This is a genomic window from Mesocryomonas lacus (assembly GCF_055730135.2).
In genome coordinates this window covers 17,211-32,147 of sequence record NZ_JBUZWE020000020.1, presented here as the reverse complement: position 1 = coordinate 32,147, position 14,937 = coordinate 17,211, and the positions used below count along the sequence as shown (strand labels likewise).

Annotated in this window: 13 protein-coding genes; 1 reads left to right on the top strand and 12 read right to left on the bottom strand. The window is 66.5% G+C overall.

Going from position 1 to position 14,937, the window contains the following annotated elements; all coding sequences use genetic code 11:
* Positions 1-9: 9 nt before the first annotated feature.
* A complete protein-coding gene (locus ACZLZY_RS23520) occupies positions 10-915 on the bottom strand; it encodes a polysaccharide deacetylase family protein (protein ID WP_472935149.1) in 906 nt (301 codons plus the stop codon).
* Complete coding sequence (locus tag ACZLZY_RS23515) at positions 912-2,408, bottom strand: amidohydrolase family protein (protein WP_472935150.1); 1,497 nt, start codon at positions 2,406-2,408, stop codon at positions 912-914. Before ACZLZY_RS23515 ends, ACZLZY_RS23520 begins: the two co-directional genes overlap by 4 nt.
* Here ACZLZY_RS23515 and ACZLZY_RS23510 point away from each other — a divergent pair.
* Positions 2,407-3,681, top strand: coding sequence for a hypothetical protein (locus tag ACZLZY_RS23510; RefSeq protein WP_472935151.1), 1,275 nt, complete (start codon positions 2,407-2,409; stop codon positions 3,679-3,681). The two genes, ACZLZY_RS23515 and ACZLZY_RS23510, sit on opposite strands and share 2 nt — an antisense overlap.
* Here the strand turns inward: ACZLZY_RS23510 and ACZLZY_RS23505 are convergent.
* The 10 genes from ACZLZY_RS23505 to ACZLZY_RS23460 all read right to left on the bottom strand — a co-directional run bounded on the left by ACZLZY_RS23505 (position 3,673) and on the right by ACZLZY_RS23460 (position 14,890).
* Positions 3,673-4,623 (bottom strand): carbohydrate kinase family protein, encoded by a 951-nt coding sequence (locus tag ACZLZY_RS23505; RefSeq protein ID WP_472935152.1) that lies wholly within the window; start codon positions 4,621-4,623, stop codon positions 3,673-3,675. The genes ACZLZY_RS23510 and ACZLZY_RS23505 overlap by 9 nt on opposite strands.
* Positions 4,623-5,798, bottom strand: a complete 1,176-nt coding sequence (locus ACZLZY_RS23500) for an SIS domain-containing protein (protein ID WP_472935153.1) — start codon at positions 5,796-5,798, stop codon at positions 4,623-4,625. Before ACZLZY_RS23500 ends, ACZLZY_RS23505 begins: the two co-directional genes overlap by 1 nt.
* A gap of 20 nt (positions 5,799-5,818) precedes the next feature.
* Positions 5,819-6,847, bottom strand: coding sequence for an ABC transporter ATP-binding protein (locus tag ACZLZY_RS23495; protein WP_472935154.1), 1,029 nt, complete (start codon positions 6,845-6,847; stop codon positions 5,819-5,821).
* Entirely contained in the window at positions 6,844-7,824 is a 981-nt protein-coding gene (locus ACZLZY_RS23490; RefSeq protein WP_472935155.1) for an ABC transporter ATP-binding protein, read from the bottom strand. Before ACZLZY_RS23490 ends, ACZLZY_RS23495 begins: the two co-directional genes overlap by 4 nt.
* Positions 7,821-8,678, bottom strand: a complete 858-nt coding sequence (locus ACZLZY_RS23485) for an ABC transporter permease (protein ID WP_472935156.1) — start codon at positions 8,676-8,678, stop codon at positions 7,821-7,823. Before ACZLZY_RS23485 ends, ACZLZY_RS23490 begins: the two co-directional genes overlap by 4 nt.
* Entirely contained in the window at positions 8,675-9,592 is a 918-nt protein-coding gene (locus ACZLZY_RS23480) for an ABC transporter permease (protein WP_472935157.1), read from the bottom strand. Before ACZLZY_RS23480 ends, ACZLZY_RS23485 begins: the two co-directional genes overlap by 4 nt.
* A 64-nt stretch (positions 9,593-9,656) precedes the next feature.
* Complete coding sequence (locus ACZLZY_RS23475) at positions 9,657-11,183, bottom strand: ABC transporter substrate-binding protein (RefSeq protein WP_472935158.1); 1,527 nt, start codon at positions 11,181-11,183, stop codon at positions 9,657-9,659.
* Positions 11,184-11,206: 23 nt separating this feature from the next.
* Positions 11,207-12,676, bottom strand: a complete 1,470-nt coding sequence (locus ACZLZY_RS23470; RefSeq protein ID WP_472935159.1) for a chlorohydrolase family protein — start codon at positions 12,674-12,676, stop codon at positions 11,207-11,209.
* 280 nt (positions 12,677-12,956) lie between these two features.
* Positions 12,957-13,790, bottom strand: a complete 834-nt coding sequence (locus tag ACZLZY_RS23465; protein WP_472935160.1) for a carbohydrate kinase family protein — start codon at positions 13,788-13,790, stop codon at positions 12,957-12,959.
* An 11-nt stretch (positions 13,791-13,801) separates the two neighbouring features.
* Complete coding sequence (locus tag ACZLZY_RS23460; protein ID WP_472935161.1) at positions 13,802-14,890, bottom strand: SIS domain-containing protein; 1,089 nt, start codon at positions 14,888-14,890, stop codon at positions 13,802-13,804.
* Between the last annotated feature and the right edge of the window lie 47 nt (positions 14,891-14,937).

Sequence of the window (14,937 nt, the reverse complement as noted above, 5' to 3'; positions counted from 1 at the left end):
AAGGTCGTATCATGTCGTCTGTTTCAGCCATTCGGCCGCGATCTCGTCGCGCCGAGCAATCCAGGCACCGCCGCGGAACTTTAGATGTGCGAGAAAATCCCGGAGGCCCGCAATACGGCCTGGGCGGCCGAGAATCCGGTTATGCAGACCGATCGTCATCATTTTCGGTGTCGTCGCGCCTTCCTCGTGCAGCCAGTCGAAGGCGTCCCGGCAGTAGCTCGAGAAATCCTCCGCATGGACGAAACGGCGGGTGCCGAAGAAGTTCATATCGTTGGTATCGAAGGCATAGGGCAGGACGACATAGGGTTTTTCGCCCGCGCGCAACGTCACCGGCAGGTCGTCGTTGTAGCTGTTGGAATCATAGAGGAATCCACCCTCTTCCATCAGCAGGCGGCGGGTGTTGACTGACGGGTGGCTCTTGACGTGCCAGCCAACGGGACGGATGCCCGTTATCTTGCGGATCGCCTCGACCGAGCGCGCGATGGTTTCGCGCTCTTCGTCCTCGGCCATTGCGTTGTGATGCTCCCAGCGCCAGCCATGGCACATCAGCTCGTGGCCGTTCGCCACAGCATGCTGGCCGAGCCAGGGTGTGCGGACGAGTGCACGGGCGCATAGGTTTAAGGTGGACACGACACCGGCCTCGGCCAGCACGCGCATGATCCGCCAGTAGCCCGCGCGGCTGCCATATTCAAAATGGCTCTCCATGCAGAAGTCCCGCTCGCCGACGAGTTCCTCCTGGACCTCGTACATTGCCTCGTTTCTCTCGTCGCCGGAGGAAAGCGTCCGTTCCGCACCCTCCTCGACATTCAGGACAAGGGAGACCGCGACACGGGCGCCGTTAGGCCAGACGACGCGCGGCGGATGCTCGCCATAGCCGCGGAAGTCGCGGCCGTCGGCGGGGGCCGACGCGCTCATCGGCCGATCCAGCGGGTGAAGCCGACGTCGCGGCCGGCGGCCATCCGAACCATTTTGCGATAGAAGGGCTCCACCTCGGTTGCGCTTTCCCGCAGCGCCGCGGCCTGGGCCCTCAGACCTGGTTCCAGTTTTCGAATATCGGCAAGGAGCGCCACTTCGTCGATCGTCGTCAGCCATCGATCGCGCATGACCACCGTGCCGCCGACTACCGTATGGATGACCGATGCGCCGGTTTCGTTGAGGACGAGCTGACGGCGGATATCGTGCAAGGGCCAATAGGCCGGCTTGTCGAGATCGAGGATCGCAAGGTCGCCGACGTAGCCGGGCTCGATCCTGCCCAGCGGGACGGGGCGCCGCATCATCCGGTTGCCGCCTTCCCAGACGGCGGACAGGATTTCCGGCGCCTTCGGCCATCGGTCGAAATCGGGATCGGACAGTGCATGCACGATGCCCGCCGCCTTGATTGCGCCCCAGAGGTTGTGGCTGTCGTCGCTCACCGCCTCGTCCGTGCCAAGACAGAGCGACACACCGGCGTCCCGAAGGGCGCGGAAGGGCATGACCCCGCTGCCGAGCCGCATGTTGCAGACCGGATTGTGCGCGACGGTGACGCCGCGGCGCGCCAGGATAGCAATATCGCCCTCGTCTACCCAGATCGCGTGTATGACCTGCATGCGCTCGTCGAGGATGCCGAGATCGTCGGCATAGCGCACCAGAGAGTGTCCGTATTTCTCCTCGCCGAGCACGCGCTGGAGCTTCGTCTCCAGGATGTGGCAGAAGAAGGGGAGGTCATGTTCCTTCGACAGCGCTGACAGGGCGGCGAGATAGTCGGGCGTCGCCCGCTGCGGCGCTGAGCAGGAGACGGCAGCGCCGATCCTGCCGTCGGCTGCACCGTGCCAGCGTGCGAGCAGATGGTCGTAATGGACAAGCATCCCTGCGGCCGTCTCGCGCGGCAGCGCGTCCATTCTGTCCTTGAGATGAGTTGGCAGGAGATCGGCGAGAAACGGGAATTTCTCGTACTCGACGACGATCGGCTGATCGAGCCCGATGGTCGCCCGCATTCCGCTCTCGGCATAGGCGCCGCACAGGGCGTCGATCGCCGCGGTCGAGGCCAGCGGCACAAAGAAGGCGTCGTCGGCCACGCTGGTAATGCCGAGCTTCAGCATTTCCGCAGCACCCATCAGCGTGCGCAGGCGGACCAGTGCCGGATCCTCCGTGTCGCCGTCGGTCTGCGGGACCTCGTAGAGCATGAAGACTTCGAGGGGCATCCCGTCGAGCGTCCCGCGCATCAGATTGCCGGGCGAGTGCAGGTGCGCATTGATTAGGCCCGGGATCACGAGCCTTCCCGTCGCGTCGAGCACATCGGCGTCCCCGGCATCGAGATCGGGCCCCACTGCCGCGATGACGCCGCTGCGGATAAGCACATCGGCGACGTCAAGCCTTTCGCAATCGGCGGAAGCGAGTAGGTTGCCGCCGCGGATGAGGAGATCAGACATGGTGGGGACTCCGGTGGGCTTGCACGGCGGGGAGGCGGCAGGAAGCGGCGGACCGCTTGCCTTCGCGTTCTGGGATGTTCGCGCGGATATCGTCCGCGATAATCTGGACCGCTACTGCAGGGAGTGCGGCGATGCGGTGATCGCCGACTGCGTGGCGGGGCGATACGACCTGGAGATCGAGGCGGCGCTGACGGCGGGAACCGGCCCCGACGTCTTCTATGCACAGCGTGCGGAGGCGTCGCTCTGGGCCGACCGCGAGCTGATCGCGCCGATCGAGGAGGCCCATCCGGCGATCGCGCCGCTGCTGACGCGCATGGATGCGCGCCTTGTCGCCGGCGCACGGGATGCCGCCGGCCACTTGCTCGGCCTGACCTACTACAATGGAGGCCCGTTCCAACTCTTCCAAAGGCCCGGTCGGGACATGGAGATCGACAGCTGGGAGGGGGCGCTGGACGTCTGCCGCAGGACCAAACGCGACGGCGAGGCAGAGCATCCCTTCGTTCCACGATGGCACCGGACGCAGACCGGACTCGTCTGGTCGCTGCTTTGTCACCTCGCGACCGAAGGGGTCACTTGTTTCTCCGATCCCAAGACTGAGGCCGTGCTCACGGAAGGCCTCCGCTTCCTTCTCGCTCTCCTCGCCGAGGAACTCGTCCCGCCGGAAAGTCTCGATGATGCCGGCGACGTCCCGGCCTTGAAGCGTTGGGCGCGGGGTCGACACACCATGACGTTCACGACCGACTATCTCGCCGCGGATGCCGCCGGTCTTGCGAGTCGTCCGGTCAGCCTGCCGGTTTCCCGCCTGCCGGGAAAGACGGGCACACCGCTGATGCCGGGACACGCGCTCATCTGTCTGCGCGCCGCCCTTGAGGGTGAGCGCGCCGACCGCGCCCTTCGCCTCGCGGCCTTCCTTGGCGGGACCGCGGCCGATGGGAGCCTTGCCGTTCACCGTCGCTGGCTCGAGACGAGTCTGTTCGCCGTACCCTATCGCGAACTCGGAAACGATCCTGCCGCCCGCAGAGAGATCCGGCAATTCTTCCCTGAGGGAGAGGCTGCGTCCTGTGTCGAGCGGCTCGTGGCGATCCGCGACGAGGCCGTGATATCCCCGATCAGCCATCAGCCCTTCATGCTGGCCTGGTCGGCGGGGACCGATGCCCTTGTCCGCGAGGAATTGCTGCGTCATCGCCGTCTTTGCCCAGCGGCTACCGCTCGAAGCATTCTCGACCTCTGGGCGGGATTGGACGCGGATCATCGGCGTCTTGCCTCAGCTTGAGGCCGCGAGGCGGCGGTGCGCTTCGCCGGGATCGAGCGCCAGCGCAGCTTCCGCACCCTCGGTGCCGACGACCATGCCCGAGGCGACAATGGCGCGACGCACGGCTTCGAAGGGCGTAAAGCCGAGCATGCGACAGGCGGCGTAGGCACCCCCGAAACTGTCGCCGGCTCCTGTCGGATCGGCCAGCACCACTGGCGAGACCGGCACGTGGGAGACAATGTCCCCCGCGCCGAGGAGGACACTGTCGGCGCCGCGCTTGATCACCACTTCGGCAAAGCCTGCAGCCCGCAGGTCGCGAACCGCCTGATCCCAACCGCCGCCGGCGAGATGTCCGCTTTCCAGTTCGCTCGGCAGGATCGCGTCGGCGCCGGCAAGGGCGCCTGCCAGGCCCCGCGCATCATGACGCTTGGCGGTGAAGGGCGAGGGATCGACGGAGATGAAATCCGACTGCCCCTTGAGGAAAGCCAGGCTGTCGGGATGCCGGTTGCGTACCTGCGGCGCGAGATGCACGGCTTTCGCCGGCAGCCATTCGGCCGGCAGATCGCGCGCCTCCGGCGAGAACTGGAGGAGATAGTCAAGATAGACATCGACATCACCCACTTCGCCCTCGGCACCGATGTGCTGCAGCGGTGCGTTCTTCGGCAGGCAGCGGCGCGAACCGCCGGTCTCGTAGACGATCCACTCTGTCAGATGGGGGAGGGCGACGTCCCGGCGGCGGATGTGCTGGATCCCTGCCGCGCCGAGCACCGCCTCGACGTCGACCGGAAAGTCCGGACCCCGGCGGAACACCAGCCCGATCCGCGCCGGGTCCAGCCACAGCCGCGCGCCGGCCGCGGCATAGAGCGCATTGCCCCCTACACGCTCCACCCACGGCCCTGGCGCCGCCGGCACGACATGGTCGACGGTGATCTGGCCGAGGATCAGGAGATCGGGCTTACTCATCAGGCCAGCGTTGCCACGTCGTCGCGGATTCCGCTGGCGGCGATCAGGCGGAAGCCGTCGGTGCGGCGCAGCGGGATGTTCTGGATGCCGGCGAGATGGGCCATGTAGAGGACCAGCAACTGTGCCGGCAGATGGTAGACCATGGGCGACAGGAAGTCGTCGACAGCCTCCGGCATCTCGAAATGCGCGAAGGCGCCCTCGATCGCGGCCGAGGCGGGTGCAACAAGAAGCGCGCGGCCGCCGGCGCCTGCCATGCCTTCGACGATTTCGCGCGCCCGATCGGCGCTGTTGCCGGGCGGGGCGATGACCAGCGCCACCGAGCGCTCGCGCCAGGAGAAATAGGTCAGGAAGTATTCGAGATGCGCCCATTCCTCGAGGTCCTGGTGGACGCCGTTGATCGGCATCTGTTCATGGAACTTGGCGGCGGAATAGGCGGCGGTTCCGCGGCTCGGCCCGGCGCCGATGGCGAACACGGTTTCGGTCCCGGTGATGTCCTTCGCGACGCGTCGTGCCGTCGCATCGATTGCCGCCGCCGTCGCCGGGAGAACGGCAACCGCGGCTTCGAGGTCGGCCCGCAGCTTCGTCGCCATGGTCTTGTCGAGCGTGCCGCGCTTCAGTCCGAGCTCGATGCCGAACACGTAGAGCGCTTGCAGCACGGCGACATACTCAGCGAAGTTCAGGTAGCAGCGGCCATAGCGCTCGGGAATGCTGGCAATATCGCCGACGGGTCGGTGAATCACCGCGTCCGCGTTCTTGGCCAGCGGACCGTCCAGCGTGCCGGTGATGCCGAGGGTGGCAAGGCCCTGGCTCTTCGCAAGAGCGACGCATTCGCGGGCCCGTGACGAGGATCCCGAATTCGAGACACTGACCACGACGTCGCCTTCGCCGAGAACCGGGATCTGGTAGCGGGCAAGCTCCATCGCGGTCATGGCCTGTACCGGAAGGCCGGTCCAGCGCGCCAGCGCGGGCGCCGCGGACAGGACGGCGAAATAGCTGTCGCCTGAGCCGGCGAGGAACAGCCGCTTGGCTCCGGCAATGCCGGCGACTTCAAGGGCCGCTGCCACCGTCCGGTCGACTTCGGCGGAAAGGTCATCATAGTTCAGCGCCGTCGCCATGGCAGTGGCGATCTCGTCGGCATGGGGCGGAAAGGCTTCGGACGGCTGGACGGTGGACAAGGGGGGCACTCCGGTCATGATCATAGGGTGGGTTGAAGGATGGTCTCGGCCATCGCAGGTGCGGTGGGCGTGGCACCGATCAGGTGGCAAGCGGCTTGCTGCCTTCCGTCCACCGGCTGCATCAGCGGCTCGACGTCGCGACACAGCGGCATCACATGCGGGCAGCGGGTGTGGAAACGGCAGCCGGAAGGCGGGTTGGCCGGGCTTGGTACGTCGCCCATCAGGCTCGGCACCTCGCGCGAGGCCTCGAACACCGGATCGGGCGACGGCGCCGCGGCGAGCAGCGCCCGGGTATAGGGATGCGCCGCGGCGCGGACTATATCGGCGGCCGCCCCGATCTCGACGATCTTGCCGAGATACATCACCGCCACACGGTCGGCGAAGCCGAAGACCCGGGCGAGATCGTGCGAGACGAAGAGATAGGTCAGCCCGAACCGCTTGCGCAGATCGTCGAACAGCTTCAGCACCTGCAATTGCAGCGACACGTCGAGCGCCGACAGCGGCTCGTCGGCGACGATGAAATCCGGCTTCAGGATCACCGCGCGGGCGATGGCGATGCGCTGCCGCTGGCCGCCGGAGAATTCGTGCGGATAGCGCCCGGCAAAGCTTCGATCGAGGCCGACGGCATCCAGCATCTCCTCGACCGCGGCGCGGATCGTGGTACGGTCGCCGCCGCCATGGACGCGCAAGGGCTCGGCCAGCGTGTCGAAGATCTTCATCTTCGGGTTCAGCGAGGCATAGGGATCCTGGAAGATCATCTGGAAGGCGGAGCGCTCCTGGCGCAACGCTTCTCCGGAGACATCCGTGATATCGCGGCCCTTGAAAAGGACGCGGCCCTCGGCGATCGGCAGGGCGCGGATCAGGGCGCGCCCGAGTGTCGACTTGCCGCAACCGCTTTCGCCGACCAGCGCCAGCGTCTCGCCCGCCGGGATGGCGAGGTCGACGTTCTTCACCGCCTGCACGGTGAGCGCTGGGCGCCGCGACAGCAGCCGGCGCCCCAGTGCAAATTCCACCGACAGGCTGCGCGCTTCGATCACCGGAACCGTCATGCCGCCGCTCCTGCCATCGGGTGGAAGCAGGCCGCGCGCCGTCCGTCGGCGAGGAAAACCAGCGGTGGCAGCTCGGTTCGGCAGCGCTCGGTGGCGCGGCTGCAGCGCGGCGCGAAGGCGCAGGCCCGGATGTCGTCGGTCGGGTCCGGTGGCGAGCCGGGGATCGGCTGCTGCTCAGCAAAGGGGATGTCGAGCCGCGACGTCGAGGCGAGAAGACCGGCCGTATAGGGGTGCGCGGGCGCCGCATAGAGCCGGTCGCTCGGCGCATCCTCGACGATGCGGCCGCCATACATCACCACGATCCGCTTCGCGAGGCGGGCCAGCAGGGCGAGGTCGTGCGTCACCCAGACCATCGCCATTCCCTCTTCGCGCTGGATGCGCTGAACCAGCCGCACGATCTCGGCCTGGACCGTCACGTCGAGCGCCGTCGTCGGTTCGTCGGCGATCAGCAGTTTCGGTTTGAGGGAAAGCGCCATCGCTATCATGGCGCGCTGGCGCATGCCGCCCGACAGGTGGTGCGGAAACTGCCCGACGCGAACCTCGGGCGCTGGAATGCCGACCTTGCGCAGCATCTCGATGGCCGCCTCGCGGGAATCCCCGCGCGACAGGCCGCGATGGCGGCGCAGGCCCTCGGTGATCTGGCGGCCGATGGTCAAGAGCGGGTTCAGGGCCGTTGCCGGATCCTGGAAGATGTAGGAGACCACCGGACCCCGGAACGCCTCGAGGCCGCGGCGATCGAGGGCCGTCACCGGCTGGCCGTCGACGTCGAGGCGCTGTGCTGAGATCGTCGCCCGCCGCGGATCCAGCAGGCGCATCGCCGACATCATCGTCACCGACTTGCCGGATCCGCTTTCGCCGACGAGGCCGACGACTTCGCCGGGCATCAGCCGGAGCGAGACGTCCCGCACCGCCCGCACGGTGGCATCGCCCCGCCGGAACGTGACCGACAGCTTCTCGATATCGAGCACCGGGGTCATCGCGACAGCCTCGGGTCAAAGCGGTCCTGCAGCCAGTCGCCGCAAAGATTGCCCCCGAGAACGGTGAGGGCGATGGCGATGCCCGGCATCGCCGTCAGCCACCACGCGCTCTGCAGATAGGCCCGGCCATCGTTCAGCATCGTGCCCCAGGAGGGGTTCGACCCGTCGACGCCGACGCCGAGGAAGGACAGCGCTGCCTCGGTCAGGATCGCCTGGGCCATCGAAAAGCTGGCGACGACGATGATCGGGGACACCGTGTTGGGAAGAATATGGCTCCACAGGATGCGTGGCGTCGGCACGCCGACGGTCCGCGCCGCGTGCACGTAATCCTGTCCCTTGACGCTCATCACCCGGCCGCGGACGACGCGGGCATAGTTCACCCAGGTGGCCAGCGCCAGCACCAGCACCACCGGCCAGAAGCCGCCGCCGAAGGTCGCGAGCAGGAAGATGGCGAGCAGTGTGAAGGGAAACGATAGCTGAACGTCGATCAGAAAGGACAAGCCCGAGTCGACCCAGCCACCGAAGTAGCCCGCCAGGATCCCGATCGTCGAACCGATCAGCGCCCCGAGCATGACGGCCGCAAAACCCACCGCAAGCGAGACCCGAGAGCCGTAGATCACGCGCGAAAGGATGTCGCGGCCGAGATTGTCGGTGCCGAGAATATGCGCAAGCGAGCCGCCCTCGATCCAGGCCGGCGGCTTCATGCGCGCCAGCAGGCTGATGGCGGTCGGCGAGTAAGGCACGATATGCGGCGCGGCGAGGGCGCAGGCGACGGCCAGGCCGAGGATCGTCAACCCGACAATGCCGAGCGTGTTGCGCGACAGAACGCGCCGCAGGCGAAGCGGGGATCTCATGCCAGTTTCACGCGCGGGTCGATGACGACATACAGGAGGTCGACGAGGAGATTGATCAGCACGAAGGCAAAGGCGGCGAACAGCACGACGCCTTGCACCAGGGGAAAGTCGCGCTGGTAGACCGCGGTTACCGCCAGCCGCCCGACGCCCGGCCAGGCGAAGATCGTCTCGGTGATGAAGGCGCCGGAGACGAGCTCGGCAAATTCGAGACCCGCCATCGTAACCACCGGGATCATCGCGTTGCGGAAGGTGTGGACCCAGAGCACGGCGCGCTCGCGCAGGCCTTTGGAGCGTGCGGTGCGGACATAGTCGGACTCCAGCACCTCGAGCATGCTGGCCCGGACAAGACGGGTCAGGCGCGCCGCCGATTGCAAAGCGAGGGTCACGGCCGGGAGGATGAGGTAGGCGACGCCGCCATAACCGGACACCGGTAGCAGGCGTAGCTCGACGGCTAACACGGCGATCAACATCAGGCCGATCCAGAAGCCCGGGGCCGATTGGCCAACCATGGCGAGAGCGGTGACGACGACGTCCCACACGGTGTTGCGCTTCACCGCAATGATGATGCCGAGCGGGATGGCGATCAACAGCGACAGCAAGAAACCCGCGACCGCCAGTTCCAGGGTTGCCGGCAGCCGCTCGGCGACGAGACCAGCGACGCTGGTGCCTTGGACGAACGAATGGCCGAGATCCCCGGTCAGCGCCCGTCCGACGAAGGCCGCGTATTGCGCAAGCAGCGGCTTGTCGAGGCCGAGATGCCGGCGCAACTCGTCCTTGGCCTCCTGCGAGGCATTCTCGGGCGCCATCAGCGCGACCGGGTCGCCCGTCAGATGCCCGACGATGAACGTCGTGAAGGAGACGCCGATCAGCACCAGCACGGCCATGAAGAGGCGTTTGACGAGGTAGCGCGACATCGGTTGCTCTGCTGGAGGGGGGCAGGCCCCGGACCAAGCCGGGAGCCTGCATTGCAAGAGACGCTTACTTGACCGTGATCAGGTAGGGCTCGATGTAGTTGTCGGCGCGGAAGTCGTAGGCAACGCGCTTCGACAGCCCGAAGACGTTCGGCAGACGCCACAGGTAGAGCCAGGGTGCATCGTTCCAGATGATCTCCTGAGCCTGGAACTCGAGGGCCTGACGCTTGGTATCGTCCAGCGTCTGGGCGGCTTCCTTGACCAGCTTGTCATAGTCGGGATTGCAGTAGCCGCTGGAATTGTCGACATGGCCGCAGGTCAGGATCACCAGTTCGACGGACGGGTTGATCAGCGCAGCCCAGCCCTGGAAGTAGATGCCCTTGAGGCTTGCCGAGGATAGGCCCTTGCGGAACTGGCCGAGCTCGACGGCTTCGATCGTCGACTTGATGCCGAGCGGCTCGAGGAAGGAAGCGACGACTTCCGACACTTCCTTGCCGCCGGCAAAACGGGTCGAATACTGGATGGTCAGCGGAAAACCGTCGGCGAACCCGGCCTTGGACATCAATGCCTTGGCTTTTTCCAGGTCGTAGGGGAAGGGTTTCAGGGCCGGGTTGTTGTTCGGCGGGTTGACGATGCTGGTCAGCTGCGAGGTCGCGCCGCCGAGCATGGTGCTGATCATCGTTGGCACGTCGACCGCGTAGTTCAGCGCCAGCCGAACCTTCGGATCCTTGAGCGCCGGCTGCTCGCCCTTCAGCGAGTAGCCCATGTGCATCTTGCGCAGGCCCTCGTTCATCACGACGTCGCTGACGTCGGATTTTACCTCTTCGGCGACGTCCGGCGTGATGCCAACGACCATGTCGACGGTGCCTGCCTTCAACTCGTTGATGCGCGACGACATTTCCGGGATGGCACGGAAGACGACTTCCTTGGCGCTAGGCTGTTCGCCCCAATAGGTGTCGTTGGCGACGAGGGTCAGCCGGTCGCCGCGCTGCCAGGAACTGAGCTTATAGGGGCCGGAGCCGACCGGCTTCTGGGCCACTTCGTCGGGCGGCGTATCGGTGATGTACTTTGGTGCAGCGATGAATGCCTCCGCCAGCCAATAGAGCATGTTGACGGTCGGCGCCCCGGTCACGAGGTCGATCGTGTAGTCGTCGACTATGTTGACTTCCTTCAGGCCGGTCTGGTCGTGCAGCTGCTGCAGCGTGTTGAAGGGGGCAGTGGCCATGCGGGCGAAGTTGACCTTTACTGCGTTGGCATCGAACTTCTCGCCGTTCGAGAAGGTCACGCCCTCGCGCAGCTTGAAGCGCCAGGTGACGTCGTTGGTCCGCTCCCAGGACAGGGCAAGGCGCGGCTGCGGCGTGCCGTCCGGCGCCCGGCGCACCAGGCTGTCGAAGATCGACCAGATCACCGAACCGGTAGGGTTATTGGAATCCAGCATGTGCGGGTCGAGGCTGATCACGTCCTCCGACGAGGCGATCACCACTGGTGCAACACTCTGCGCCCAGCTCGGCATCGGGGCCGCCGTCGCGAGCCCGAGCGTCAGCCCGGTGAACAGAATGAGACGTCTGGTCCAGGCACCATGAATTGTTTTCATCGCTCGTCGCCTTTGCTGGACCTTCAAGCTGCCGGCTTTCCGGTGGAAACTGACTTGAAGGCGGGTGGGAAAAGGTCTTGCCAGGGCAGGTTTGCCGCGTGGCGTTCTGCAAAGCTGTCGAGAAGCAGGGCGGTGATCCCTGCAATGTCCGCAATGGCGCTCGCCGGATCGAATGCGACCAAGGCGTGATCCCGGACCGCGCGTCGCCCGTGCACCCAGACATCGCGCGCCCTGCCGCCCGGCGGCATGAGGAACAGCGCGGCGAGCGGGTCGAAGACCGGTAGGACGCCCGGCGCCGCAAGGTCCCAGACGACGATGTCGGCGCGCGCGCCCTTGGTCAGGCGACCGAGGTCCCGTCGGCCGATGGCATTGGCAGCCTCGGTCGTCCCCGCCCGGAACAGCTCGGTGGGGCCTGTCTGCGCACCATCAAGGGACCTCGCCATGGCAAGGCCGATCTGCAGGTTCATCAGCATATCGGGCGGTGCCGTGTCGGTGCCGAGTCCGATCCGGATACCCTTCGCGCGCAGCTTGGCAAAGGATTCCAGCCGCCGGCCGTTTCGGCCGATCACCAGCGGGCAGTGCAACACCGTCGCGCCCGAGCCCGCAAGGAGGGCGATGTCGTTCTCGACCAAGGCGCTGTCCCGTGACGGGCCTCCGAGATCGACGGCGTGCGGGAGCAGCGCCCGTTTGCCAAGGACGCCGAGCTCTGCAAGATGTCCGACCGATGTCTTGCCCGAGCGCTGCCAGATCATCTCAGCTTCCGCCAGCGACTGGCAGCAATGCAACCGGAACGGGACGTCGAGGTCGCTGGCAGCGTCCGCGGTGCGGCGCAGGAGATCGTCCGAGCATGTCTCGATCGTCGACGGCACGAGCAGGCCGGAGACGAGCGGGCCGTGCGCGGCACAGCGGGAGACGAAACCGATCGCGTCTTCCAGCCCGGCCCATCCGAGTGCATCGTCGACATACTGACCGGCGCTGCCATCCTTCTCCAAGACGTTGATCGCTGAGCGGAAGCTCGGTCCGAGAACGAGTCGAATGCCCAGTTCCTCGGCGAGCCCGGCAATGGCGTCAAATTCGTCGGCGGATTCGGCCCAGCGCCGAAACAAGAGCGACGTCACCGGCAAGGCGGTGGTGGTCCCCGAGAGGAGCAGCTGCGCAAAGGCGAAACGCGCGGAGCTGACCTGCTGCGACAGGCTCAGCACGTCCCGGCGCGCTCCCTCGGCATATTTACGGCTCCAGCCCTTGGCGCCCCCGTCACTCCCGCCGCCGAAGCCGAGGATCGTGGTGTCGATGTCGGCAAGGGCGTTCAAATCGACGAAGCCTGGTGCGATCAGCGCCTGGCCGCAGTCGACGGTCTCGTCCGCCGTAGCATCGCTCGCCGGTCCCGCATGGAGGATCGTGTCGCCCTGGAACAGCACCTCGCCATCCTCGATCAGGACATGATCCGTCCCGTCGAAGCTCAGGACCCAGCGTGCTGATAATTTCCTGAGCAAGGTTTCACCATGTTCAATTCCGTTGCGCTGAGGCTAGATCGATCTTCGCCAAAGGCGCAACAAAAATTTCAAAGTCATTCAAAAAGAAAGGTTACGAAAGAAACGGGAAGCTTCCGCCACCTGCCTTAAAATGAGGCGGGCGAGGTTCAGAATGTTCTGCATTTATCGGCTTATTTGGTGCTTTGGCACATCTGCATTGCCTTATCATTGGGCGACGGCCTGCTGCTCGCAGATGGATGGCTCTGCGGAGAAAGTTTTGCAGAAATCAACTTTCTTTCGATTAGCCTTCCCGCCAGCCGAGGGCTGCGGGCCCTATCCCGCCGACCACCTCACGACCTGCGTTGGCGGCGAAGGCCAGCTGCGCTGCCGGGCTTTCGCCAAGGAGCACTGCTGCGGCCAGCCCGCCCACCGTCGCATCGCCGGCGCCGGTGGGGTCGGTGGCCTCGACCGGGGTGATCGGGTAGTGGAGCGTGCCGTGATGATCGATTCGCGACAGGCCTTCCCGCCCGCGCTTGGCGACGAGGATGGGGACGGACTCGGCGATGCGCCGGATGGCTGCGGCGTCATCCGGCTCGCCGGAAAGCAGGCGAATTTCGTCGAGACTGGGCGCGAAAATTCCGACGCCGGCAAAGGCCGCCAGAGCCTCCGCTCCAGCCGCGGCGAAGGCTTCGCTCGTGTCGGCGACGAAGACGCTTCCCGCCGCGATGGACGATAGCTGCCGGACGAGGTCGAGCGGAATGGGGCAGGCGAGGTAGCCGGCATAGCCGCGCCGTGGCAGCGGCGGCGCCAGCGCGTGCGTGCGCTCCCACCACGCGGCGTCGCGGACAGCGCTGGCAAGCCGCTGCTCGTCGGCACCATAGGTCAATTGCACCCGCCGCGTCGGTCCCGGCCGGCGTGCGACGGCCGAGATGTCGATGCCAAGCGCGCCGAGTTGCGCGATCCACGCGGCCGGAAAATCATTGCCGACGGCAATATGCAGCGTGACGCCGACCCCGAGCCGTGCGGCGGACAGAGCGGCATAGACGGCGCCCCCGCCGATCGTCTCCGCCGGGGCGCGTCCCGGCAAAGTGATAGTGTCGATCGACGCATAGCCGACAACGGCAAGGGTCGGCACGCGCGCGGCCGTTACTGGCCGCTGCCGACGAGGCTCAGCCGGGTCAGCCGGCGGCTGACGGCAAAGCGCTCGGTATCTCGCTTGAGATGCAGGCGGCGGTTCGGATCCGTGCCGTTGGCAAGGCCCATCCAGTAGGCGAAGAGCTGCAGCCCGATGCTCTGCCCGAGCCAGGTGATCGATGCCTTGCCAGGGACGGGCAGCCGGTAGCGCGCGCTCGGCACCGGTGCATCCTCGGGCTCGAGGGCCAACGTCGGGGTGCCGAGCAGCGAGAGGGCTGCTGCCGTGGCGTCGGCATAATGGGCGGATCTGGCGTCGACCGGCAGCAGCACGACGATCTCGTTGCGCTTCATCGACCAGTATTGCCGGTGGGCGAACTCCTCGATGTCGTCGCTCCAGGCCGGCACCGTGGTCACCTCCACGCATTTGGCAGCGCCGTAATCGGCGGTGGCGACGCTTTGGCCGACGCCAAGGAAACGCAGGCCCGGCGCGCCGGCGCCGGCTTCGAAGGCGAGATCGCGGACGAGCTGGCTGGCGAGCCCGATGAAGTCCGGCAAGGCGGGCAGCGTTGCTGCCAGGCGGTCGCCGCTGTTCGGATCGACAAGCAGCGAAAGGACTGCCGTGGTCGCCGTATAGCTCGCCGTTCCACAGAGAAACGGCGCGACATCCGGCAGGTCCAGCGACAGGTAAGGTGCTCCCAGCGCGCCGAGCCGCCCGCCCTTGCCGTTGGTCAGGACGGCAAGTCCGGCGCCCCGTTCAAGGCTTGCCTGCGCCCCTTCGAGCGTGCGGTCGACATTGCCCGACATTGAGATTGCCAGCACCCGGTCGCGCTCTCTGAGCTGCGGGGCGACGTTGAGAAGGAAGTCGAGCCCGCTCGCGGCCTGAGCCCGGGAGCCGGCGAAGGCGGTTCGCGCCGCGAACCAGCCATCGCCGCTGCCCACGGCGTATAGGCTGCCGCCGTCCAGCGGGGTGGTCTGCGCGGCGCCAAAGTCCTGGATTTCCGCCCGGCGCGACAGGATCTCGGCGAGCGTCTCCGGCTGGCGCAGAATATCCGCCAGCATCGCCTGCTCGGCGGCGGCGGTGGCGGGGAGGGGAATGGTCATCTGGAATTCCGATCGTCGCGAGGGCGGCGGCTTGACGCCGGCCGCGA